This is a genomic window from Caballeronia ptereochthonis, assembly GCF_001545075.1.
In the GTDB taxonomy this organism is placed as follows: domain Bacteria; phylum Pseudomonadota; class Gammaproteobacteria; order Burkholderiales; family Burkholderiaceae; genus Caballeronia; species Caballeronia ptereochthonis.
Genome location: NZ_FCOB02000005.1, coordinates 192,758 through 217,170, shown reverse-complemented (window position 1 = coordinate 217,170; position 24,413 = coordinate 192,758). Strand labels below are relative to the sequence as shown.

Below are 24,413 nucleotides of genomic sequence, written 5' to 3'. Positions count from 1 at the left end.
CGCGGTTCGATACGCGCGGCGCTACTCGTCGCGCACCGGATCGAGCCCCGGGAAGAGCACTTCCGTGAAGCCGAACTTCGAGAAGTCGGTGATGCGCATCGGATAGAGCTTGCCGATCAGATGGTCGCACTCGTGCTGCACCACGCGCGCGTGAAAGCCCTCGGCGAGCCGCTCGATCGCGTTGCCGGACTGGTCGAAGCCCTGGTAGCGGATCATCGAGAAGCGCTGCACCGCGCCGCGCAGGCCCGGCACGGACAGGCAGCCTTCCCAGCCCTCCTCCATGTCGTGCCCGTTCGGCGTGATGATCGGGTTGATGAGCACCGTCTCCGGCACCGACGGCGCGTCGGGATAACGCTCGTTATGCCCGAAGCCGAAAATCACCACCTGCAGATCGACGCCGATCTGCGGCGCGGCCAGCCCCGCGCCGTTGGCGTCGCGCATCGTATCGAACATGTCCTGCACGAGCGCGTGCAGTTCCGGCGTGTCGAAATGCTCGACCGGCTGCGCGATGCGCAAAAGCCGCGGATCGCCCATCTTCAGGATTTCTCGGATCATGGAGTGACTCCTTCCAAAAGCTTACGCATGCCGTCTTCGTCGAGAACGGAAACCCCGAGTTCCTCCGCTTTCGCGAGCTTGCTGCCCGCTTCCGCGCCCGCCACGACGTAGTCGGTCTTCTTCGATACCGAGCCGGCCACCTTCGCTCCGGCCGCCTCCAGCATTTCCTTCGCTTCCTCGCGCGAGAGCGTGGGCAGCGTGCCCGTCAGCACGACCGTCTTGCCGGCCAGCACGCCCTGCGGCGCCCTGGGCGCGGGCGGCCCTTCCGGCCACGACACCTTCGCGCGCAACTGCTCGATCACGTGCTGGTTGTGCTCTTCGCTGAAGAAATTGTGAATGGCCTCGGCCACCACCGGGCCAACATCGTTGACTTCGAGCAGCTCTTCGACCGACGCCGACATGATCGGATCGAGCGAGCCGAAGTGCTTGGCGAGATCCTTCGCGGTCGACTCGCCGACGTGCCGGATGCCGAGCGCGTAGATGAAGCGCGCGAGCGTCGTGTTTCTCGCCTTTTCCAGCGAGTCGAGCAGGTTCTGCGCGGATTTGTCCGCAAAACGGTCGAGCGCCGCGAGCGTCGAGAAGCCCAGATTGAAAAGATCGGCCGGCGTGCGCACGAGATTCTCTTCGACCAGCTGGTCGATGATCTTCTCGCCAAGCCCGTCGATGTCGAGCGCGCGGCGCTGCGCGAAGTGCCAGAGCGCCTGCTTGCGCTGCGCCGGGCAGAAGAGCCCGCCCGTGCAGCGCGCGATCGCTTCGTCCGGCAGGCGCTCGATCTTCGAGCCGCAGACCGGGCACTCCGTCGGCATCACGAATTCGCGGGCGTCTGCCGGACGGCGATCCAGAATCGCGCCGACGACTTCGGGAATCACGTCGCCCGCGCGGCGCACCGTGACCGTGTCGCCGATGCGGATGTCCTTGCGGCGAACCTCGTCTTCATTGTGCAGCGTCGCATTGGTAACCGTCGCGCCGCCGACGAACACCGGCGCGAGCCGCGCGACCGGCGTGATCGCACCCGTGCGGCCGACCTGCACGTCGATCGCCAGCAGCTGCGTCAGCGCTTCCTGCGCCGGGAACTTGTGCGCGAGCGCGAAGCGCGGCGCACGCGACACGAAACCGAGTCTGTCCTGCTCGTCACGCCTGTTGACCTTGTAGACGACGCCGTCGATGTCGTACGGCAGCTTGTCGCGCTTCTCGCCGATTTTGTGGAAGAAACCCAGCAGGCCGTCCGCGCCCTCGACGACCGCGCGCTCCGCATTCACCGGCAAGCCCATTTCCTTGTACCAATCGAGCAGGTCCGCGTGCGTGCCGGGCATCGCGGCACCTTCCAGCACGCCGATGCCGTAAGCGAAGAACGACAGCGAGCGTTGCGCGGTCATCTTCGGATCGAGCTGGCGCAGCCCGCCCGCCGCCGCGTTGCGCGGATTGGCGAATTCACGCTGTCCCGCTTCGCGCTGCCGCGCGTTCAGGCGCTCGAAGTCGCGCCTGAACATCAGCACCTCGCCGCGCACGTCGAGCCGCTTGGGCACGTTCTTGCCCTTCAAGGTCAGCGGAATCGAGCGGATCGTGCGGACGTTGGCCGTCACGTCTTCGCCCGTCGCGCCGTCGCCGCGTGTCGCGGCCTGCACGAAATGGCCGTCGTCGTAGCGCAGCGAGATGGCGAGGCCGTCGAATTTCAGCTCGCACGCGTATTCGACGGGCGTGTGGCCCAGCGCGTCCGACACGCGCTTGTCGAATGCGACGATGTCCTCGTCCGCGAAACCGTTGTTGAGCGAGAGCATCGGCACGTCGTGGACGACCGGCGTGAAACCCTCGGCCACTTCACCGCCCACGCGCTGCGTCGGCGAGTCCGGCGTGATCAGATCCGGGTGATCGGCCTCGATGGCCTGAAGCTCCTTGAAAAGCGTGTCGTATTCGGCGTCGGGCAGATCCGGCTGATCCAGCACGTAATACGCGTAGTTCGCGCGCTCCAGTTCCGAGCGCAGCCACGCCGCGCGCTCGGCCGGACGATCGGCGCTGGGCACGGCGGCTCCCGATCGGCGGGCGGCGGCGGATTCGGCTTTCGTTTTTGCGGACATGCGGCTTCGAATGAATGAGGTAAATCGGTCAATCGATCGTTCGATTGTCTCAGAAGATCGGTAAATCGGGGCATCGGCCGAACGGCTCAAGTGCGGGCCGGCGTGCGGCGGCGCGCACGCAAAAGAAAGCGCCCCGGATGGGGCGCGATCCGCTGGCAGCAAGCGCGCGCCGGGAAATCGCGCGCGCATCGGCGTTACTGGCTGAAGAGCCGCCGCGTCGCGGGCGAGCCGGCAGGGATGCCCGCCTGCTCCAGCTTCGCGTACAGCGTCATCAACTGCTTTTCGATGGCGAGCAGCGCGGACTCCGGCAGCGGCCGGCGCTGATCGTCGACGACGCGCGCGCCGATGCGCTCCGACAGCGACTTCGCGTAATCGCACATCAGGCGGAACGGCAGAATGTCCTCGTCGGCGACGGGCACGTCGAGCACCAGCGTGATCATCTGGCCGCCCTTGTAGGTGAGGTCGTCGCGCAGGAAGTTGGTGTCGCCGAACTGGAGCATGAAGACGGGATTCTGTTTCGCGTCGAGCTTGACGAAGCGCGTGCCGTCGCGCGAGAGCAAGAGGCCGTCTTGCGACGCCACCGCCTGCACGTAGTTCGCCGACCAAGGCGCGCCGTCGGAGAGGATGTTGATCGAGAGCTGCGCGTCGCACTGCGCGGCGAACGCGTCGAGTTCGCGCGCCATGCCGACGGTTTCCATCATGTCGGGAAATTCGGGCGAACCGTCGATGGCATCGGCGAGACGCTGCACGCCGGTCACGAACTCCGAGAATTCGAGCTCGTTCAGCGGACCGCTGCGGTTCGCCAGTTGCGCGGCCGCGCGCAGCTCTTCATAACGCACGCCGTTGCGCGGCAATTCCCACGTGCTCTGGCCTTCGGCCTTGCCTTCGATCGTGACGGGTTTCGTGCCTGCGCGACGCAGACGCTGCGCGAGCGGAATCACGCGGTCGCCCGCGACCGGCGCGGCGAGGCGGATCGGCACGACGCAGTCGATGCGGCGATCCACGACCGCCGGCGGTGCCGACGAAATGGTCGTCGCGGCGGGCATCACCGGTTCGGTGCGCTCGTCTTCACTGCTGCTTTCGGCTTCCTCGGAGACGCCATTGGCGGACGTCGCCTCGGCCTGAAGATCGACGGCGGTATCGGCGGGCGCGACCGGCGGCGGCGCCGTCGTCGCCGAGCTCGTGCCGCCGAAACTCGGTTCTACGCGTGTATTGCGTGTATCGCGCGGCTGATCGCCACCACCGTCTCCTGCCTCCGGCTCGCGGCGCGGCTGGCGCACGGGCTCGATGAACGGCTGCTCGTCGTCGGTCTCCTGGCGCGCGAGCGCATCGGCCGCTTCGTCGGGCATCGGGCGCGGCATCTTGCGCCGCACCTTCGCACTCTGCCACGCGTTGTACACGACCACGCCGCCCACCACCACGGCTCCGGCTCCAATCAAACCGAGTGTCAACTCGTCCATGCAGGCTCCATCATTCTTTTAAGTTACGAAGCGCCGCGCGATCTGTCGCACGCATCGCGCCGCGTTCCGGCTTCTCGCCACCGCCTGGCCGATGCGCGCCACTCCGCGCCTTCGCGCAATGGCCGGATCACGATCCGGCCTGCCACTCATTCAAAACTCCGCGACTGGCGACGATGCGTCAGCCGTTCTGCGCAAAACCCGCCGCCGATTCCATATCCACCGCGACGATGCGCGACACGCCCTGCTCCTGCATCGTCACGCCGATCAGCTGCTGCGCCATTTCCATCGCGATCTTGTTGTGCGAGATGAACAGGAACTGCGTCTTGGCCGCCATCGCGCGCACGAGGTTCGCGAAGCGCTCGGTGTTGGCGTCGTCGAGCGGCGCGTCCACTTCGTCGAGCAGACAGAACGGCGCCGGATTCAGTTGGAACATCGCGAACACGAGCGCGGTTGCGGTGAGCGCCTTCTCGCCGCCCGAGAGCAGGTGAATCGTCGAGTTTTTCTTGCCGGGCGGCTGCGCCATCACCTGCACGCCGGCGTCGAGGATTTCGTCGCCGGTCATGATGAGCTTCGCCTGGCCGCCGCCGAAAAGACGCGGGAACAGCTCGCCGAAATGACGGTTCACCTCGTCGAACGTGCCTTGCAGCAGGGCGCGCGTTTCCTGGTCGATCTTCTGGATCGCGTCTTCCAGCGTGTTGATGGCGTCGTTGAGGTCCGCCGACTGCGCATCGAGGAAGTGCTTGCGCTCGGTCGCCGCCGCGAGCTCTTCGAGCGCGGCCATGTTGACGGGCCCGAGCGCCGTGATCGCGTTGTTCAGGCGCGTGACTTCGCCCTGCAGATACGACGGCTTCATGTCCGGCGTGAGCTTCTCCGCGAGCTCGGCTTCGTCGACGCCCGACGCCTGCAACTGCTCGACGAACTGCTCGCCGCTGATGCGCGCGGCCTGTTCCTTCAGCTGCAATTCGTTGATGCGGTCGCGCAGCGGCTGCAGCGAGCGTTCGGCCATCAGACGCTGCTCGTCGGTCTGACGCAGGCGCGCGGTGAGATCGTCGAGTTCGACGCGCGCCGCGTGCAGCGATTCCTCGCGCGCCGCGCGCACTTCGAGCGCGGCCTGCAGGCCGGTTTGCGCCGTCTGCTCGTTGATGGTCTCGAGCTCGGCGCGCGCGTCTTCCAGCGCGCCCGCGATGCGCTCGCTCTGCTCGTGCGCCGTGTCGATGTTGCGCCGGTACTCGTCGATCTTCGCGGCGAGCCCACGTACGGCGAAGCTCACGTCGCTCGCGGCGCGCTCCAGTTCGCGCAGTTCGTGGCGCGCGTTCGTGAGCTCCTCGTCGAGCGCTTCGAACGCGAGCTGGTTGTCCTCGAAACGCGCCTGCAACTGCGCGATCTCGGCATCGTGGCGTTCGAACGCGGCTTCCGATTCCGCGCGCAGCGCACGCTGCTCCTCGATCTGCGCGACGATCTCTTCCAGTTCCTCGCCGATCTGCGTGCTGCGCTGCGTGTAGCGCTCGTGCGCCTGCGCGAGCTTCAGCACGTCCATCTGCAAGGCGTGGACGCGCTGCGTCGCACGCTCCGCGGCGGCGCGCGCTTCCGCGAGCGCCTGCGAGCCTTGCGTGTGCGCGGCATCGGCGCGCACGGCGTTCGCTTTCGCTTCGTCGGAAAGCAGCGCCTGCGCGCGCACCTGCTTCGTGAGATTCTCGATTTCCTGGGCGCGCGCGAGCATGCCCGACTGCTCGGAGTCCGACGCGTAGAGCTGCACGCCGACCCGTGTCACGACATGCCCCGCCTTCACGACGAACGCGGCGCCTTCCGGCAACTGATTGCGCGAAGCCAGCGCCTGCGCGATATCGTCGGCCACGAAGATCGTGCCGAGCCATTCGTTGAGCACGGCGCGCAGGCCCGGATCGTCGATGCGCACCAGCGAGAGCAGCGAGCGCAAGCCTTGCGGCGTCTCGACCGGCTTGCCCGCGACGGGCGGCGAATAGAACGCGAGCTTCGCGGGCGGCGCATCGGTGGCGAAGGCCTTGATCCAGTCGAGATTCGACACTTCGAGCGCGGCAAGACGCTCGCGCAGCACGGATTCGAGCGCCGCTTCCCAGCCGGTCTCGACGTGCAGCTTCTTCCACAGGCGCGGCAGCGCGCCGAGCTCGTGCTTGTCGAGCCACGGCTGGATCTTGCCTTCGGTCTGCACGCTCTCCTGCAATGCCTTGAGCGCGGCGAGGCGCGCTTCGAGCTGATGGATCTGCGCGCTTTCCTTCTGCACGCGCTCCTGCGCGGCGCGGCGCTCTGCGTCGAGACGCGGCACGGTTTCCTGCGCATCGGCAAGCCGCGCCTGCGCTTCAGCGAGAACTTCTTCGTTTTCGGCGAGCTGCGAGCGCCACTCTTCGAGCTGCGCTTCGTCGGGTGCGTCGAGGCCGCTCGCTTCGTTCTTCAGGCGCTCCTGGCGCTGCTGCAATTGCTGAAGCTGCTGATCGGCGTTGCGCTGATGCGCCGCTTCGAGCTTCAGCGCCTGCTCCGCGCGCGCGATGCCCGCGCGCTCGTCGTTCAGTTGCGCCTGGGCATCGCGCCAGCGGGCTTCGAGCGCGGGCAGCGCGTCGTGCTTCGCGGCGGCATTTTCCTGCGCGATCGCGGCTTTCTCCTCGCCTTCGGCGAGCGCTTCGGTGGCGGTGTCGATTTCGTCTCGCGCCTTCTGCGCCTGCACCTGCCACTGCTCGCGCTGCGCGGTGAGCGCGGCGATCTGCGCCTGCACGCGATTGCGCGACTCGACGATGAAGCGGATCTCCGCTTCCAGGCGGCTCACTTCGGCGTTGGCTTCATAGAGCGCGCCCTGCGCACCCTGCATCGCGTCGCTCGCACTGTAGTGCGCGACGCGCAGCGTCTCCAGTTGCGCCTCGACTTCGCGCAGGCGCGCGGTTTGCGCTTCGAGCTCGACCTGCGCCTCGCGGATGGCGCGCTGCTGGCGCTCGGCTTCGCTGCCCGCTTCCCGCTTGCGCAAGAGCCACAGGAGGCGCTGCTTCTCTTCGCCTTCCGCCTGCAGTTCCTTGTACTTCGTCGCGACGACCGCCTGCCCTTCGAGCTTCTCGAGATTCGTGCCCAGCTCGCGGACGATGTCCTCGACGCGCGTCAGATTCTCGCGCGTGTCGTGCAGGCGGTTCTCGGTCTCGCGGCGGCGCTCCTTGTACTTCGACACGCCCGCGGCTTCTTCGAGAAATACGCGCAGCTCTTCCGGCTTCGCCTCGATGATGCGCGCGATCATGCCCTGCCCGATGATCGCGTACGCGCGCGGGCCGAGACCGGTGCCGAGGAAGATGTCCTGGATGTCGCGGCGGCGCGCGGGCAGATTGTTGATGTAGTAGCTGGAGGTGCCGTCGCGCGTGAGCACGCGCTTCACGGCGATTTCGCCGTAGCTGCTCCATTGACCGGCGGCGCGGCCTTCGGCGTTATCGAAGATCAGTTCGACGCTTGCCCGGCTGCCGGGCTTGCGCGCCGTCGATCCGTTGAAGATCACGTCCTGCATCGATTCGCCGCGCAACTCCGAGGCGCGCGATTCGCCGAGCACCCAGCGCACGGCATCGATGATGTTGGACTTGCCACAGCCGTTCGGCCCGACGACGCCGACGAGCTGGCCGGGGACCTGAAAATGCGTGGGATCGACGAAGGACTTGAAGCCAGCGAGTTTTATCGAGGTCAGACGCACGGCGATATCGCTGTTTGGAATTGGTGACGGAGGATGAATAGCGGACAGGCCGCAGCGCGGCCCGTCAATCGCATTCGGCCCCTCGCGCATCACTGCGCGAGGGGCCCGGCGAAGCGGACACCATCATACCATCGCGCGAGTCGATTTCTTTTTGCTTTCCGGCTCGCGTCCGGCGATGTCGGGCGGTTCGGGCCCGGACGGCGCATGCGATGCGCGCGTGCGGTGCACCCACGCCGACAGCACGCACGCCGCGACGATGCACGCGCCACCCGCCCATTCGCGCGGGCCGGGCACCTCGCCCGCGAAGAGCCACGACGACAGCGCCGTGACCACGAGCTCGAAGAGCATGATGATCGACGCGCGATTGGCCGGCACGCGCGCGAGCCCCACCTGCACGATCACGTTGTTGGCCGCGAGCACGATGCCGAGACCGATCACGATGAGGGTCACGGCGGGAAGCTGCGCGGCGGCGGGCGGCGTCGGCATCGGCTCGAACAGCGTGGCGAGCGAGGCGACGAGCGCCGCGCCGCCGAAGATCACCGCGGTGCGCATCTCGGCCTTCATTGCAGGGAGCGTGCGCGTGATCCTCACGACGAGCACATTGCTCATCGCGAAGCCCATGCCGCCCACGAGACCCGCCCATTCGGCGAGATCGGCGGGCAGCGGCATGCCGAGCTCGGGCGACCAGAGCATCGTCACGGCGCCCGCGAGCGAGAGGAGCGACAGCGCGGCGTCGGCGCGCGTCAGGCGATCCTTCAGGATGAAGTGCGCGAAGATGGCGGTCCAGGCGGGCGTCAGATAGAAGAGCAGCAGGACCCGCATCACCTGGCCGTGGATCGCGCCCCACACGAAGCCGATACTGGTCACGCCCGCCGCCACGCCGAGCGCGACGAGCAGCCAGTGCCAAGAGAGCGTGCTGATCGAGCGGCGCTTCACCAGCAGCACGAAGACGCATGCGGCGCCGCTGGTCGTCGCGCTGGCGGCGGTGCCCGTCAGGCCCATCGCGGCGAGCATGCGCATCGGGTACCAGACGAGGCCCCACACCGACGCGCCGAGCATGATCGCGAGCGTCGGCCACGCGTTGTGAAGACCGCGGGTCATTGCGGCGCTCCGTTCCTCGTTGCCCTCGTCTCCGCCATCGCGCCCATTTCGTGGCCTATGAGCTTCATCATTCGATCTTTCGTCCTTCGTGCCGCGCGCCGCCGCTCGCTTGGGGCGCAGGGGCGCGCGCTATAATCGTGAGCTTGTTTCGCGTCCGTTCGATGTCTTCCGATGCCGCTGCGGCAGGCGCTCGGCGCCGCGTGCATCGCTCACTGCTTACCGGTCATGCCGTGAATCCACTTCTCAAGAAACTTCAGCCTTATCCGTTCGAAAAGCTTCGCGCGCTCTTCAAGGGCATCGAGCCGCGCGCGGGATTCACGCCGATCAGCTTCGGCATCGGCGAGCCGAAGCATCCGACGCCGGCGCTCATCCGCGATGCGGTGACCGATGCGCTCGGCGGCCTCGCCGCGTATCCGGCCACGCTCGGCAGCGAGCCGCTGCGCGCAGCGATCGCGGCCTGGGTCACGCAGCGCTACGGCCTCGAATCGATCGATCCGGCGACGCAGGTGCTGCCCGTCTCCGGCTCGCGCGAAGCGCTTTTCGCGCTCGCGCAGACGATCATCGACAGCCGAAGCACGGACGGCGCGGAACCGCCCATCGTACTCTGTCCGAACCCCTTCTATCAAATCTACGAAGGCGCGGCCCTGCTTGCGGGCGCCGAGCCCTACTTCGTCAACAGCGACCCGGCGCGCAACTTCGCCTGCGACTACTCGGTCGTGCCCGATCACATCTGGGCGCGCACGCAGCTGCTCTACGTGTGCTCGCCGGGCAACCCGACGGGCGCGGTGCTCACGCTCGACAACTGGCGCGAACTGTTCGCGCTGTCGGACAAGCACGGCTTCGTGATCGCGTCGGACGAGTGCTATTCGGAGATCTACTTCGACGAGACGAAACCGCCGCTCGGCGGACTGGAAGCGGCGCGCCTGCTGGGCCGCGGCTTCGATCGCCTGGTGATGCTGTCGAGCCTGTCGAAGCGCTCGAACGTGCCGGGCATGCGCTCGGGTTTCGTCGCGGGCGATGCGTCGATCCTGAAGGACTTCCTGCTCTATCGCACGTATCACGGCGCGGCGCTTTCGACGGTGTTCCAGCGCGCGAGCATTGCCGCGTGGCAGGATGAAACGCACGTGCGCGACAACCGCGCGAAGTATCTGAAAAAATTCCAGACGGTCACGCCGATGCTCGCCGACGTGCTCGACGTCCGCCTGCCCGACGCCGCGTTCTACCTCTGGGCGAACGTCTCGCGCTTGGGCCTCACGGATACCGAGTTCGCGGCGCGCCTGTACGCCGACTATAATGTGACGGTTCTGCCGGGCTCTTTCCTCGCTCGCGCGGCGCACGGCACGAATCCGGGCGTCGGGTTCGTGCGCATCGCGCTCGTCGCCGAGACCGAGGAATGCGTCGAAGGGGCTCGCCGCATCGTCGAATTCTGCCGCACGCTCGAGTCCTGATCCCGGGCGTCGCCGGTCCAATCTCTCCATCCTTGATATCACTATGTCGCAACAACTTCAGAGCATCATCGATACCGCCTGGGACAACCGCGCCGAGCTGTCGGCCAAGGCCGCGCCCGCGGAAGTCCGCGAAGCCGTCGCTCACGCGATCGAGCAGCTCGACAAAGGTCAGATGCGCGTCGCCGAGAAGCGCGACGGCGAGTGGATCGTGAATCAGTGGCTCAAGAAGGCCGTGCTGCTGTCGTTCCGCCTGGAAGACAACGCGCCGATGGCCGCCGGCGGCTACTCGCAGTTCTACGACAAGGTGCCCTCGAAGTTCGCGAACTACACGGCCGAAGACTTCGCGGCGGGCGGCTTCCGCGTGGTGCCGCCGGCCATCGCGCGCCGCGGCTCGTTCATCGCGAAGAACGTCGTGCTGATGCCCTCGTACACCAACATCGGCGCTTATGTCGACGAAGGCACGATGGTCGATACCTGGGCCACCGTCGGCTCATGCGCGCAGATCGGCAAGAACGTGCACCTGTCGGGCGGCGTGGGCATCGGCGGCGTGCTGGAGCCGCTGCAGGCGAACCCGGTCATCATCGAGGACAACTGCTTCATCGGCGCGCGCTCGGAAGTGGTGGAAGGCGTGATCGTCGAGGAGAACTCGGTCATCTCGATGGGCGTGTATCTCGGCCAGTCGACCAAGATTTACGACCGCGAGACCGGCGAAGTGAGCTACGGCCGCATTCCGGCGGGCTCGGTCGTGGTCGCGGGCAATCTGCCGTCGAAGGACGGCTCGCACAGCCTGTACTGCGCCGTGATCGTCAAGAAGGTCGACGCCAAGACGCGCGCGAAGGTCGGCCTGAACGAGCTGCTGCGAGGCGACTGATCGTGGCCAAGACGACCGTCGTCTACGGCATTCCGAACTGCGACACCGTGAAGAAGGCGCGCGTGTGGCTGGAAGCGCACAGCGTGCCGTTCGAGTTCCACGACTTCAAGAAAGCCGGCGTGTCGAACGCGCTGCTCCAGGACTGGCTGAAAGATGTGTCGCTCGATCAGCTCATCAACAAGCGCGGCACGACCTGGCGCGGCTTGTCCGACGTGCACAAGGCCGAAGCCGACACGACCGCCGGCGCGATCGCGCTGATGATCCACAAGCCGTCGATCATCAAGCGGCCGGTCGTCGTCGTGAACGGGCGCGTGAAGACGCTCGGGTTTTCCGCCGAGCAGTACGAAACGCTCTTTGCGTGAGTTCGCGCAATGGCTGCCGACTCGACGGCCATTGCGGAATCGCTACGAGTGCCGGCCGCTGCGCCGGCATTTTTTATCGCATCAACCTGAAACGACCATGTCCGGCACCCTCTCCCTCACCGAAGCGCTGATCGAACGCGCATCCGTCACGCCCGACGATCAGGCCTGTCAGGCGCTCATGATCGAGCGGCTCGCGGCGCTCGGCTTCGAATGCGAAACCATCGAATCGGGCGGCGTCACCAACCTGTGGGCCGTGAAGCGCGGCACGGACGCCAACGGCAAGCTGCTCGCGTTCGCCGGCCACACCGACGTCGTGCCGACCGGGCCGCTCGAGCAATGGAGCTCGCCGCCGTTCACGCCGACTCATCGCGACGGCAAGCTCTACGGGCGCGGCGCGGCGGACATGAAAGCGTCGCTCGCGGCGTTCGTCGTGTCGAGCGAGGAGTTCGTGGCGCAATATCCGGCGCATCGCGGCTCGCTCGCGTTTCTCATCACGAGCGACGAGGAAGGCCCGGCGACTGACGGCACCGTGAAAGTGGTCGAGGCGCTGAAGGCGCGCGGCACGCGGCTCGATTACTGCATCGTCGGCGAGCCGACGTCGAACGCCACGCTCGGCGACATGGTCAAGAACGGCCGGCGCGGCTCCATGACCGGCAAGCTCGTCGTCAAGGGCGTGCAGGGGCATATCGCGTATCCGCATCTCGCGAAGAATCCGGTGCATCTGCTCGCGCCCGCGCTCGCCGATCTCGTGGCCGTTCGCTGGGATGAAGGCAACGAATACTTCCCGCCGACCACCTGGCAAGTGTCGAACCTGCACTCCGGCACCGGCGCGACCAACATCATTCCCGGCCAAGCCGACCTGATGTTCAACTTTCGCTTCTCGACCGCGAGCACGGTCGAGAGCCTGCAAAGCCGCGTGCGCGCGATCCTCGACAAGCACGGCCTCGACTACGACCTGCAGTGGATCGTGAGCGGCCTGCCGTTTCTCACGCCGCGCGGCGCCCTCTCGGACGCGCTCGAGAAAGCCATCCTCGACGAAACCGGCGTGCGCACCGAACTGTCCACCACGGGCGGCACGTCGGATGGCCGCTTCATCGCGCGGATCTGCGATCAGGTGGTGGAGTTCGGTCCGCCGAACGGCACGATCCACAAGATCGACGAGCATGTCGAAGTGCGCTTCATCGAGCCGTTGAAGAACGTGTACCGGCGCGTGCTCGAAGCACTGATCGCCTGAACTCACCACACAATCACTCCGACAATAAAGAGGAGCCTTCGATGGCGCTGCCCTTCACCACCTTGCGCGACCTGCTGCGCTTCGGCGTTTCGCGCTTCACCGAAGCGGGCCTGTCGTTCGGCCACGGCTCGGCCAATGCCTACGACGAAGCCGCGTATCTGATCCTGCATACGCTGCATCTGCCGCTCGACACGCTCGATCCGTTCCTCGACGCGCGCCTGCTCGACACCGAAATCGACGCGGTCATGAAGGTGATCGAGCGTCGCGCGACGGAGCGCATTCCCGCCGCGTACATCACGCAGGAAGCGTGGATGCACGGCCGCCGCTTCTACGTCGACGAGCGCGTGATCGTGCCGCGTTCGTTCATCGGCGAGCTGCTGCAGGACGGCCTGCAGCCGTATGTCGCCGATCCGGACCAGGTCACGCGCGTGCTCGAGCTCTGCACCGGCTCGGGGTGTCTCGCGATTCTCGCGACGCAGGCCTTCGAGAACGCCGATGTCGATGCCGTCGACATCTCGCCGGACGCGCTCGCGGTGGCGCGCCGCAACGTCGACGATTACGGGCTCGGCGAGCGCGTGAGCCTCTACGAAGGCGACCTGTACGCGCCGTTGCCGCAGGAGCGCTACGAGGTGATCATCACGAATCCGCCGTACGTCAACGCGCAGGCGATGCAGGCGCTGCCGGAGGAATACCGGCACGAGCCCGCGCTCGCGCTCGCGGGCGGCGCGGACGGCATGGACGTGGTGCGGCGCATCGTGCGCGACGCGCGCAAGTGGCTGACCGAGGACGGCGTGCTCGTCGTCGAGATCGGCAACGAGCGGCCGAACGTCGAGGCGGCGCTGGGCGGCCTCGATCTGGTCTGGCTCTCGACCAGCGCCGGCGACGACAACGTGTTCCTGATCCAGGCCGCCGACCTGCCGGCCTGATTCGCCTCCAGGCGATCGTTGCGGCGGCGCAATCCGCCGCAACGATTGCTGACACTTCGCGCGGAAGGCTTGGGTAATATGGCGAATCGCCGTCAGCGAAGACCCTCCCACCTTCTGCCTCTATGCAAGCATCAGACTGGCTCCACCTCGGCACGCTCGTGATGGCCGCGCATGTGCTCGGCGTGATCGCCGCGATCCATGCCGTCATCAACACACGCACGTCGCAAGGCGCGGTGGCGTGGGCGGTGTCGCTCGTCGCGATGCCCTACTTCACGCTCATCCCCTACCTCTTTCTGGGCCGCAGCAAGTTCGCAGGCTACATCGACGAGCGGCGGCTCGAAATCGACATTCTGCGCAGCCGCTCGAAGCCCGCCGAATGGGACTCGGGCGCCCGCAGCGACACGCTGGAAGACACCGCGCTCACTGACGCCTCGGGCGTGCGCGGCGAAATCGCACCGGGACCGGCCGCCTACCTCGGCAATCCGACCATCCGCACGCTGCAGCGCCTCTCGGGCATGCCGTTCCTGCGCGGCAACTCGGTGCGCGTGCTCGTCAACGGCGACGCCACGTTCACCGCGATCCTCGATGCGATCGCCGCCGCCGAGCGCTACGTGGTCGTGCAGTTCTTCATCGTGCGCGCCGACGCGCTCGGCGAAATGCTCAAGGACGCGCTGATCAGGAAAGCGCAGGCGGGCGTGCGCGTGTACTTCCTCTACGACAGCATCGGCAGCTTCGATCTGCCGCATCGCTACGTGAACGCGCTGCGTGCGGGCGGCGTCGAGGCGCACCCGTTCGCGGCCAAGCGCAAGTTCGTGCACCGCTTCCAGATCAACTTCCGCAATCATCGGAAGATCGTGGTCGTCGACGGCAAGCGCGCCTTCGTCGGCGGGCACAACGTGGGCGTCGAGTATCTCGGCGGCAATCCGCGGCTCTCGCCCTGGCGCGATACGCACGTCGAGGTGCGCGGGCCGGCGGTGGCCAGCATCCAGTTCGTCTTCACCGAAGACTGGTACTGGGCGACGCAGCGCCTGCCCGAACTCGGCCCCGCGCCGCATTCGGACGAGAACATGCACTGCATGGTGCTGTCGAGCGGCCCCGCCGACAAGCAGGAAACCTGCTCGCTGTTCTTCGTCGAGGCGATCAACGCGGCGCGCGAGCGCATCTGGATCACCTCTCCCTATCTGATTCCCGACGAAGCCGTGTTCTCCGCGCTCCGGCTCGCGGTGATGCGCGGCGTGGACGTGCGCATCCTGATTCCGAGCCGGCGCGATCATCGCGTGGTGTTCGCCGCGTCGAAGCTCTATGCGTTCGATCTGGTGCAGGCGGGCGTGCGCATCTTCCGCTACAAGCCGGGATTCCTGCATCAGAAGGTCGTGCTCGTCGACGATATCGCCGCGTCCATCGGCAGCGCGAATCTCGACAATCGCTCGTTCCGACTGAATTTCGAGATCACGGTGCTCACCGTCGATCGCGCGTTCGCGAGCGAAGTGGAGTCGATGCTGCTCGCGGACTTCGCGCATTCCTTCGAGATCGACGCGAACGACTATCGCGGCGCGGCGTTCTGGCGGCGCATGGCGATGCACGTCGCGCGGCTGTTCTCGCCGATTCTCTGAGCGCGCGCAGCGTTCAGAGCAGCTTTTCGATGTCGTCCGTGATCGCCTCGGGCTTCGTCTGCGGCGCATAGCGCTTCACCACGTTGCCCTTGCGGTCGACCAGAAACTTCGTGAAGTTCCATTTGATCGCCTCGATGCCGAGCAGGCCCGGCTCCTTGTCCTTCAGATACCTGTAGAGCGGATGCGCGTTCGCGCCGTTCACCTCGATCTTCGCGAACATCGGAAACGTGACGCCGAAATTTTTCTCGCAGAAGCTGCCGATCTGCGCGGCGTCGCCCGGCTCCTGCTTGCCGAACTGGTTGCACGGAAAGCCGAGCACCTCGAAGCCGCGCGCCGAGAACTGCTGGTAGACGTCCTGCAAGCCCCTGTATTGCGGCGTGAAACCGCATTCGCTCGCCGTGTTCACGATGAGCAGCACCTTGTCGCGATATTTGTCGAGGCTGACGGTGGCGCCGTCGAGTGTTTCGGCCGAAAAGCCGTAGATGCCTTCGTTGGCTGCGCTCATGGCGTGCTCCTTGAGTGAGTCCGATGCGGTGAATTCGATGAAATTCAGGCGATGCTACCGCGACGCGCGTTCGCCCGCCATCGGCCGAACGGCCGACCCCTGCTTCGCGATCCGTCCGGTCTAAAATAGCGCTTTCCTTCCAAGCCGCGCCCTTTTCGCCGCCATTTCGACGTGATCCGTTTCAACCAGTTCAGCCTGTCCCGCGGCACCAAGCCGCTTTTCGAAGAGACGAGCTTCACGCTCAATCCGGGCGAGAAAGCCGGCCTCATCGGCGCGAACGGCGCGGGCAAGTCCACGCTCTTTTCCGTGCTGCGCGGCGAATTGCACGCGGACGGCGGCGATTTCTCGATGCCGCCGTCGTGGCGCATCGCGCACGTCGCGCAGGAAACGCCGGCCGTCGACCGCAGCGCGCTCGACTATACGCTCGACGGCGACACGAATCTGCGCGCGATCGAGGCGCGCATCGCGTCGGCTTCGGCCGCGCACGACGGCGCCGCCGAAGCCGAAGCGCACGCCGCCTTCGCGGACGCCGACGGCTACACCGCGCCCGCGCGCGCCGAAACCCTTCTGCTCGGCCTGGGCTTCACGCTCGCGCAGACGCGCGAGCCGGTATCGAGTTTCTCGGGCGGCTGGCGCATGCGCCTGAATCTCGCCCAGGCGCTGATGTGCCCGTCCGATCTGCTCCTGCTCGACGAACCGACGAACCACCTGGACCTCGACGCCATCGTCTGGCTGGAGGACTGGCTCGGGCGCTATGCGGGCACGCTCGTGGTCATTTCGCACGATCGCGAGTTTCTCGATTCCGTGTGCAATGTCACGCTGCATCTGGAGAATCGTCAGGTGAAGCGTTACGGCGGCAATTACAGCCAGTTCGAGGTGCTGCGCGCGCAGCAGATCGCGTTGCAGCAGAGCGCGTACGAAAAGCAGCAGAAGACCGTGCAGCATCTGCAGAGCTTCATCAACCGCTTCAAGGCCAAGGCGACCAAGGCGAAGCAGGCGCAAAGCCGCGTGAAGGCGCTCGAGAAAATGGAGCTGATCGCGCCCGCGCATGCGAGCTCGCCCTTTACGTTCGAGTTTCGCGAGCCCGACGCCGCGCCCAATCCGATGATGGTCATGGAAGACGTGCGCTGCGGCTACCGCAATGACGAGGGCGGCGAGATTCCGATCGTCGAGGACGTGTCGCTGTCGATCCAGAACGGCCAGCGCATCGGCCTGCTGGGCGCCAACGGCCAGGGCAAGTCGACGCTCATCAAGACGCTCGCGCAGACGCTCGAGCCGCTGTCCGGCGGCGTGCGCCAGGGCAAGGGTTTGCAGATCGGCTATTTCGCGCAGCATCAGCTGGAAACGCTGCGTCCGGACGACTCGCCGCTCCAGCACCTCGCCCGCCTCGCCCCCGACATCCGCGAGCAGGAGTTGCGCGATTTCCTCGGCGGCTTCAATTTCTCCGGCGACATGGCGACCGCGAAGATCGCGCCGTTCTCCGGCGGGGAAAAGGCGCGGCTCGCGCTCGCGCTCATCATCTGGCAGAAGCCGAATCTGCTGCTGCTCGACGAGCCGACCAACCACCTCGATCTCGAAACCCGCCACGCGCTCACGATGGCGCTCGCCCAGTTCGAAGGCACGCTGATTCTCGTGTCGCACGACCGGCACCTGCTGCGCGCGACGACCGACACCTTCATGCTCGTCGCGAAGCATCGCCTGAGCCCGTTCGACGGCGATCTGGACGATTATCGCGACTGGCTCCTGCAGCACGCCGCCGAAACCCGCGCGGCGGCGAAGGAAGCGAGCGCCGCGGCATCGGGCGAGGCGCAGGACAGCGGGCTCAATCGCCGCGAGCAGCGCCGTCAGGAGGCGCAGGAGCGGCAGAAGCTCGCGCATCTAAAGAAGCCGCTGCAGTCGCGCATCGCGAAGATCGACAAGGAAATGGAGAAGCTTCACGCGGAGAAGGCCGGACTCGACGCGTTCGTCGCCGATCCGGCGAGCTACGAGGCCGCGATGAAGCAGAAGCTCACCGAGACGATCCGCCGCCAGGGCGAAGTCAACGCGCGCCTCGAAACGCTCGAAATGGAATGGCTCGAGGCGCACGAGGAGCTGGAGCAGATCGGCTCATAACCATCGCTTGATTCTTGCCGCAGGAGGCCGCCGCCTTGACGACTCAACCCGCCCTTTCCGGCCTTCGCGTGCTCGATCTGACGCGGCTGCTGCCCGGACCCGTCGCCACGCTGCGGCTGGCCGAGCTGGGCGCCGATGTGCTCAAGATCGAGCCGCCCGGCGCGGGCGACTACGCGCGCATGATGCTGCAAGGCGAAGCCGACCGGCAAAGCGGCGCCCCGAGCGCGTTCTATCGCATCGTCAATCGCGGCAAGCGGGCGCTCACGCTGGATCTCAAGACCGGGGAAGGCCGCGCAAAGCTGATCGCGCTCGCGCGCAACGCGGATGTTTTGGTGGAGAGCTTCCGGCCATCGGTGATGGCGCGGCTGGGCGTCGGCTACGAGGTGCTGCGCGAGGCGAATCCCAAGCTCGTTTATTGCGCGATCACCGGCTTTGGCAGCGAGGGGCCGTTCGCGCACAAAGCCGGTCACGACCTGAACTACATCGCCTATGCGGGCGTGCTCGATCAGCTCGCGGCGCGCGGCGGCACGCCCGTCGTGCCCAATTTTCAGCTCGCGGATCTGCTCGGCGGCGCGCTCTCGGCCGTCATGGAAATACTCGCCGCGGCGTGGCATGTCGCGCGTGGCGGCGCAGGGCGATGCATCGACGTGTCGATGACGCATGCCATGCACGCGCACAACGTGATGGCGCACATCGCGCTCGCCAATGCGAATGAAGCGAGCACGCGCGCGGGCGCGGGCCTGCTCAACGGCGGCGTACCCTGCTACGACGTGTATCGCACGCGCGATGACCGCTTCATCGCCGTGGGCGCCCTGGAGCTGAAGTTCTGGCAAACCTTGTGCGAGGCGCTCGGCCGCCCCGATTGGGCGACGCGGCACTGGAGCCTCGGGCAGGCGATCGGCGGCGCGGACGCGGCGCAATTGTCCGCGGAACTGGCCGCGCGCTTTCGCGAGCGCACGCGCGACGAATGGATGACGCTGCTGGAGCCGCTCGATTGCTGCGTCGCGCCGGTGCTCACGCCCGCCGAGGCGGCGGCGCATCCGCTCTTTCGCGGCGCAGAGGCCTAACGGCGCGGCAGGACCTGACGCGGCTCGCGCTCGTCGTCGACGAGCACGTGCTTGCGGCCCGTCACATGCCGGCGGATGGTCGCGACGACTTCATCCTCGGTGACATCGGCCGCGACGGCGCGGCGCGAAATCTGGCCTTGCTCGTCGATCCATTCGACTATCCGGCATCCGCTGCCCCAGGGCTGTTGCAGCGGCGCGGAAACGCGGCATCCGCGCAGATGGAACGCGGGCTTCGGCCTGGCTGATTTTGAGTGTTTCAATGCGTGGTCCTCTCGATCCTTCCGGTCACTTCGCTTCTTGAGATGCCCTTAGCGAGGTTGACCGCGAAGTTACCCCAATGAGGTACTCTGAAAGGATAAGAAAACCAGGCGTCGCTTGGGTTACATTGCGCAACGACATTTTTACGACCCGTTACGAGGGGCCCTATCACCTCGTCGGCAGCGTCCGTATCGTCCGCGATCATTCGAGATCCCGAACCCGGTCGATCGCTTCCTCGATGCGATCCACCGCGACCACCTTCAGGCCGTCGATCGCCTGCTTCGGCGCGTTCGCCTTCGGAATCAGCGCGACCGAGAAGCCGAGCTTGGCCGCTTCCTTCAGACGATCCTGCCCGCGCGGCGACGGCCGGATCTCGCCCGCCAGCCCCACTTCCCCGAACGTGATGAGGCCCTTGGGCAGCGGCTTGTTGCGCATCGACGAGTGAATCGCGAGCAGCACGGCGAGATCGGCCGCGGGCTCGGTGATCTTCACGCCGCCGACCGCGTTGAGAAACACGTCCTGATCGAAACAGGCGATGCCCGCATGCCGATGCAGCACGGCGAGAAGGAGCGCGAGCCGGTTCTGCTCCAGCCCGACCGCAAGCCGGCGCGGATTGGGCACGTGCGCGGTATCGACGAGCGCCTGCACTTCGACGAGCAGCGGCCGCGAGCCTTCCTGCGTGACGAGCACGCACGATCCCGCGACGCTCTGCTCGTGCTGCGACAAAAAGAGCGCCGACGGATTGGCGACGCCGCGCAGGCCCTTCTCCGTCATTGCGAAGACGCCCAGTTCGTTGACCGCGCCGAAGCGGTTCTTGAACGCGCGCACGAGCCTGAACGACGAATGCGTGTCGCCCTCGAAATACAGCACGGTATCGACGATATGCTCCAGCACGCGCGGCCCCGCAAGGCTGCCTTCCTTCGTCACGTGGCCGACCATGATGATCGATGTGCCGGTCTGCTTCGCGATGCGCGTGAGCTGCGCCGCGCACTCGCGCACCTGCGCGACGGAGCCGGGCGCGGAGGTCAGCGCTTCGGAGTAGATCGTCTGGATGGAGTCGATCACGGCGACTTCGGGCCGTTGCTCGTCGATGGTCGCTTGAATCTTTTCGAGCTGAATTTCCGCGAGCAGCGCCAGATCGCCCGCCGCACTCGTGCCGCCGACCAGGCCGAGCCGCTGCGCACGCAGCGCGATCTGCGCGCCGGATTCCTCGCCGCTCACGTAGAGCGCGGGCCGCTCGCGCGCGATTTCGGCGAGCGATTGCAAAAGCAGCGTCGATTTGCCGATGCCCGGATCGCCGCCGATCAGCACGACGCCGCCCGGCACGAGACCACCGCCCAGCACGCGATCGAATTCGCCGACGCCGGTGGTGAAGCGCGGCACGTCGGACGCCTCGATTTCGGCGAGCCGCCGCGCCGGCGAGCTTTTGGCGAGCGCCTGGAAGCGATGGTTCGATGCCGCCTGCTCCACCGATTCCACCAGCGTGTTCCACGCTCCGCACGCCGCGCACTGGCCGGTCCATTTCGGCGCCTGTCCGCCGCATTCGCTACAGGTATAGAGCGTCTTCGCCTTCGCTACTTTTGCCACGCGCTGCCTTGCTTCGAGTTTTCGTTGTTGAGGGTCATTCCGCGCGCACCGGCACGCGTTGCGCGACCGCGCACATGAGTTCGTAGCCGATCGTGCCGGCGGCGCTCGCCACATCGTCGATCGGCAGGTTCGCGCCCCACAGCTCGACGCGCGAGCCGATGCCCGCATTCGGGCAGGGCGTCAGATCGACGGTGAGCATGTCCATCGACACGCGGCCGACGAGCTTCGTCTTCACGCTATCGACGATGACGGCCGTGCCTTCCGGCGCCACGCGCGGATAGCCGTCCGCGTAGCCACATGCGACCACGCCGATGCGCATCGATTCGCCCGCGGTGAAAGTCGAGCCATAGCCGATGCTGCTCCCCGCCTCGACCGTCTGCACGGCGATCAGCTCGGACTGGAGCGTCATCGCGGGCTTGAGCCCCGTACCGGCGATATCGGCGGTCACGCCCGACGGCGACGCGCCGTACAGCATGATGCCGGGCCGCACCCAGTCGAAATGCGCATCCGGATGCCACAGCACCGCGGCCGAATTCGCGAGGCTGCGCGCGCCCGCGATACCCTCCGCGCCGCGCTCGAACGCTTCCAGCTGATGCGCGATGCCGCGCGGGCCGTCGGCGTCGGAAAAATGGGTCATGAGCGTGATCTGGCCGACGCCCTGCACGGCACGCGCCCGCTCCCACGCCGCGCGGAATTTCTCCGGCGTGTAGCCGAGGCGGTTCATGCCGCTGTTCATCTTCAACTGGATGTTGACGGGCTTCGAAAGACGCGCCATTTCCAGCATGCGCAACTGCTCGTCGCAGTGCACGGCCGTGGTCAGGCTGTAGCGGTCGATCACGTCGATGTCGGTCGGCCGAAAGAAGCCTTCGAGCAAAAGAATCGGCCCCGCCCAGCCCAATTCACGCAACTTCGCGGCTTCTTCGAGGTCGAGAAGGCCAAAGCCGTCCGTCGCGCGCAGTCCGGGAAACGCCCGCGCGAGCCCGTGGCCATACGCATTGGCCTTGACGACGGCCCAGATCTTGGATTTCGGGGCGTACTTTCGCGCGACGGCGAGGTTGTTGGCGAGTGCGGCGGTGTGGATCGTTGCAGATAAGGGGCGCGGCATGAGCGTTTGGTGGCAATGCGGTGAGAGCGGTGGGAACGGCGAGCATACGACAGCGGGACGCGTCTTGCTGCGCCGACCGGGCGCCTTGTGGATCAGTATCTTATGAGGAATCTCATGGACGAGCGTGCCTTTTCGCACGTCATCGAGATTACTGCTAGTCAGAATGCACCTATTTTCGTGTTATAAAGCCGTGCGCACAACCCATTTCGAAAGGCATAAGCCCGAGTGCACGACAGGTGCCCGGGGCGGATCACCCGCAGTGAGGAAAGCTTCGGATCAGATGAAAAAAGGTTTTTACACCATCATGGCCGCGCAGTTTTTCTCATCGCTGGCCGATAACGCGCTCCTGATCGCTGCCATCGCACTGCTGAAAGACCTTCACGCTCCGAACTGGATGACGCCGCTGCTCAAGCTGTTCTTCGTGCTCTCCTATGTGATTCTGGCAGCGTTCGTCGGCGCTTTCGCGGATTCCCGCCCCAAGGGGCACGTGATGTTCGTGACCAATTCGATCAAGGTGCTCGGCTGCGTGACCATGCTTTTCGGCGCGCATCCGCTGCTCGCGTACGGCATCGTCGGCTTCGGCGCCGCTGCTTATTCACCGGCAAAATACGGCATTCTCACCGAACTTCTGCCAGCTGACCGTCTGGTCGCGGCGAACGGATGGATCGAAGGCACGACCGTCGGCTCGATCATCCTCGGCACCGTGATGGGTGGCGCGCTCATCAGTCCGCATATCGCGAGTCACCTGCTGTCGCTGCATGTTCCGCGCATCAACACGCCCGCCGAGGCCGCGATGCTCGTCATCATGCTGATGTACGTGATCGCCGCGATCTTCAATCTGCGCATTCCGGACACCGGCGCGCGTTATCCGAAGCAGGAAACGCGGCCGCTCAAGCTCATCACCGATTTCGCCGACTGCTTCCTCACGCTCTGGCGCGACAAGCTCGGCCAGATCTCGCTCGCCGTCACGACGCTCTTCTGGGGCGCGGGCGCGACGCTGCAGTTCATCGTGCTGAAATGGGCCGAAGTGTCGCTCGGCATGACGCTTTCGCAGGCCGCCATCCTGCAGGCGGTGATCGCGGTCGGGGTGGCTGCCGGCGCCGTGCTCGCGGCGGCGCGCGTGCCGCTCAAGCGCTCGCTCTCCGTGCTGCCGGTGGGCATCGTCATGGGGCTCGCCGTCATGCTGATGGCGTTCTACACGCGCCATCTCTTTCCCGCGCACTGGGGCATCTATTTCGGCAGGATGCACTTTCCCGGCTATCTGCTGATCGCGTACGTGTTCCTGATGATCGTCGGCGGCCTGTCGGGCTTCTTCGTCGTGCCGATGAACGCGCTGCTCCAGCATCGCGGGCACGTGCTGCTCTCCGCCGGGCATTCCATCGCCGTGCAGAACTTCAACGAGAATCTTTCGGTGCTCGTGATGCTGTGCCTGTACGCGGTGCTCGTGTGGCTCGACATGCCGATCCAGTTCGTCATCGTGCTGTTCGGCTCGTTCGTGTGCCTGATGATGTACTTCGTGATGCGGCGGCATCAGGCCAATCAGCGCGCCTTCGATTCGGTCGCGCTGATCGGCGAAGCGCGGCACTGATCCTTCGCGCGCCGCGTTTTTTCCCGAAATCCATCATGCTCGCCGCCGACCTCTTCTCGTTCGTCACCCGCGTGCGTGAACGCGTGCCGCTCGTGCATTGTCTGACGAATCTCGTCGTCACCAACTTCACCGCCAACGTGCTGCTCGCCATCGGCGCCGCGCCGGCGATGGTCGTCGCGCGCGAGGAAGTCGGCGAGTTCGCGCCGCTCGCCAATGCGCTGTCGGTGAACCTCGGCACGCTCGACGTGCCGCAGACGCGCGCCATCCGCGCCGCCGTCGATGCCGCCAACGGCGCGGGCAGGCCTTGGGTGCTCGACCCGGTCGCGGTCGGGCCGCTTGCGTTTCGCACGGAATTCGCCCTCGATCTGCTCGATTCGAACCCCGCGGTGATTCGCGGCAACGCGTCGGAGATCATCAGCTTGTCCGGCGGTGCCGCGAGCGGACGCGGCGTCGACAGCACCGCCGCCACCGACGCCGCGCTCGATGCCGCGCAGATCCTCGCGCTGAAGACGCAGGCCGTCGTCGCGGTGACGGGCCCGACCGACTACGTGACCGACGGACGGCGCGTGATCGCGCTCTCCAACGGCTCTCCGCTGATGACGCGCGTGACGGGGGTCGGCTGCGCCCTTTCCGCGACGGTCGCGGCGTTCGTCGGCACGGCATCGAACCGCGACGAGTTCTGGAGCGCGGCCGTCGCCGCGATCGCGTACTCGACCATCGCAGGCGAGCTCGCCGCGCGCGACGCCGCCCTGCCCGGCAGCTTCGCCGTCGCGTATCTCGACAGGCTCGCGTCGCTCGATGACGCGGCGTTCGGCAAGACGCTCATGCAGCGCGACGTCGCGACGTCCTGAA

General features: G+C 66.4%; 19 protein-coding genes. 10 read left to right on the top strand and 9 right to left on the bottom strand.

Translation table 11 applies throughout. From position 1 onward, the window contains the following. Positions 1–21 precede the first annotated feature (21 nt). From def to AWB83_RS07320, 5 genes are all read right to left on the bottom strand, one after another. Entirely contained in the window at positions 22–555 is a 534-nt protein-coding gene (def, locus tag AWB83_RS07340; RefSeq protein WP_087043760.1) for a peptide deformylase, read from the bottom strand. Next, on the bottom strand, positions 552–2,630 hold the full coding sequence (ligA, locus tag AWB83_RS07335) for an NAD-dependent DNA ligase LigA (protein WP_087043758.1): 2,079 nt from the start codon (positions 2,628–2,630) through the stop codon (positions 552–554). Before ligA ends, def begins: the two co-directional genes overlap by 4 nt. A 194-nt stretch (positions 2,631–2,824) precedes the next feature. Beyond that, complete coding sequence (locus AWB83_RS07330) at positions 2,825–4,090, bottom strand: cell division protein ZipA C-terminal FtsZ-binding domain-containing protein (RefSeq protein ID WP_087043756.1); 1,266 nt, start codon at positions 4,088–4,090, stop codon at positions 2,825–2,827. A gap of 178 nt (positions 4,091–4,268) precedes the next feature. After that, positions 4,269–7,784: a chromosome segregation protein SMC gene (gene smc, locus AWB83_RS07325; RefSeq protein WP_087043754.1), complete on the bottom strand. Its 3,516-nt coding sequence runs from the start codon at positions 7,782–7,784 to the stop codon at positions 4,269–4,271. Positions 7,785–7,907: 123 nt separating this feature from the next. Continuing rightward, complete coding sequence (locus tag AWB83_RS07320; protein WP_087043752.1) at positions 7,908–8,885, bottom strand: DMT family transporter; 978 nt, start codon at positions 8,883–8,885, stop codon at positions 7,908–7,910. A gap of 230 nt (positions 8,886–9,115) precedes the next feature. Between AWB83_RS07320 and dapC the strand changes: the two genes are divergently transcribed. From dapC to cls, 6 genes are all read left to right on the top strand, one after another. Next, positions 9,116–10,333 carry a succinyldiaminopimelate transaminase gene (gene dapC / locus AWB83_RS07315; RefSeq protein ID WP_087043750.1) on the top strand — a complete coding sequence of 406 codons (1,218 nt, stop codon included), beginning with the start codon at positions 9,116–9,118 and terminating at the stop codon, positions 10,331–10,333. A gap of 43 nt (positions 10,334–10,376) precedes the next feature. Next, entirely contained in the window at positions 10,377–11,204 is an 828-nt protein-coding gene (dapD, locus tag AWB83_RS07310) for a 2,3,4,5-tetrahydropyridine-2,6-dicarboxylate N-succinyltransferase (protein WP_087043748.1), read from the top strand. Positions 11,205–11,206: 2 nt separating this feature from the next. After that, positions 11,207–11,566, top strand: a complete 360-nt coding sequence (locus tag AWB83_RS07305) for an ArsC family reductase (RefSeq protein ID WP_374729092.1) — start codon at positions 11,207–11,209, stop codon at positions 11,564–11,566. A 97-nt stretch (positions 11,567–11,663) separates the two neighbouring features. Further along, entirely contained in the window at positions 11,664–12,800 is a 1,137-nt protein-coding gene (gene dapE / locus AWB83_RS07300; RefSeq protein WP_087043746.1) for a succinyl-diaminopimelate desuccinylase, read from the top strand. Positions 12,801–12,841: 41 nt separating this feature from the next. Then, positions 12,842–13,726: a 50S ribosomal protein L3 N(5)-glutamine methyltransferase gene (prmB, locus tag AWB83_RS07295; protein ID WP_087043744.1), complete on the top strand. Its 885-nt coding sequence runs from the start codon at positions 12,842–12,844 to the stop codon at positions 13,724–13,726. Positions 13,727–13,848: 122 nt separating this feature from the next. Beyond that, entirely contained in the window at positions 13,849–15,339 is a 1,491-nt protein-coding gene (cls, locus tag AWB83_RS07290) for a cardiolipin synthase (protein WP_087043743.1), read from the top strand. Positions 15,340–15,352: 13 nt separating this feature from the next. On the opposite strand, the gene AWB83_RS07285 is transcribed toward cls, so the two are convergent. After that, positions 15,353–15,844, bottom strand: a complete 492-nt coding sequence (locus AWB83_RS07285; RefSeq protein ID WP_087043741.1) for a glutathione peroxidase — start codon at positions 15,842–15,844, stop codon at positions 15,353–15,355. Positions 15,845–16,015: 171 nt separating this feature from the next. On the opposite strand from AWB83_RS07285, the gene AWB83_RS07280 reads away from it, so the two are divergent. Together AWB83_RS07280 and AWB83_RS07275 are read left to right on the top strand one after the other, a co-directional pair. Next, positions 16,016–17,956, top strand: coding sequence for an ATP-binding cassette domain-containing protein (locus AWB83_RS07280; RefSeq protein WP_087043740.1), 1,941 nt, complete (start codon positions 16,016–16,018; stop codon positions 17,954–17,956). Positions 17,957–17,991: 35 nt separating this feature from the next. Then, positions 17,992–19,023, top strand: coding sequence for a CaiB/BaiF CoA transferase family protein (locus tag AWB83_RS07275; protein ID WP_096059360.1), 1,032 nt, complete (start codon positions 17,992–17,994; stop codon positions 19,021–19,023). Here AWB83_RS07275 and AWB83_RS07270 read toward each other — a convergent pair. From AWB83_RS07270 to alr, 3 genes are all read right to left on the bottom strand, one after another. After that, the gene (locus AWB83_RS07270; protein WP_087043736.1) at positions 19,020–19,283 is read right to left on the bottom strand and encodes a DUF2866 domain-containing protein; all 264 of its coding nucleotides are present in this window, start codon (positions 19,281–19,283) and stop codon (positions 19,020–19,022) included. The two genes, AWB83_RS07275 and AWB83_RS07270, sit on opposite strands and share 4 nt — an antisense overlap. Positions 19,284–19,482: 199 nt before the next feature. After that, a complete protein-coding gene (radA, locus tag AWB83_RS07265) occupies positions 19,483–20,868 on the bottom strand; it encodes a DNA repair protein RadA (protein WP_087043734.1) in 1,386 nt (461 codons plus the stop codon). Positions 20,869–20,902: 34 nt separating this feature from the next. Then, a complete protein-coding gene (gene alr, locus AWB83_RS07260) occupies positions 20,903–21,973 on the bottom strand; it encodes an alanine racemase (protein WP_087043732.1) in 1,071 nt (356 codons plus the stop codon). A gap of 280 nt (positions 21,974–22,253) precedes the next feature. Between alr and lplT the strand changes: the two genes are divergently transcribed. Next, on the top strand, positions 22,254–23,561 hold the full coding sequence (gene lplT / locus AWB83_RS07255; RefSeq protein ID WP_087043730.1) for a lysophospholipid transporter LplT: 1,308 nt from the start codon (positions 22,254–22,256) through the stop codon (positions 23,559–23,561). A gap of 35 nt (positions 23,562–23,596) precedes the next feature. After that, a complete protein-coding gene (thiM, locus tag AWB83_RS07250) occupies positions 23,597–24,412 on the top strand; it encodes a hydroxyethylthiazole kinase (RefSeq protein WP_087043728.1) in 816 nt (271 codons plus the stop codon). Position 24,413: the final 1 nt, after the last annotated feature.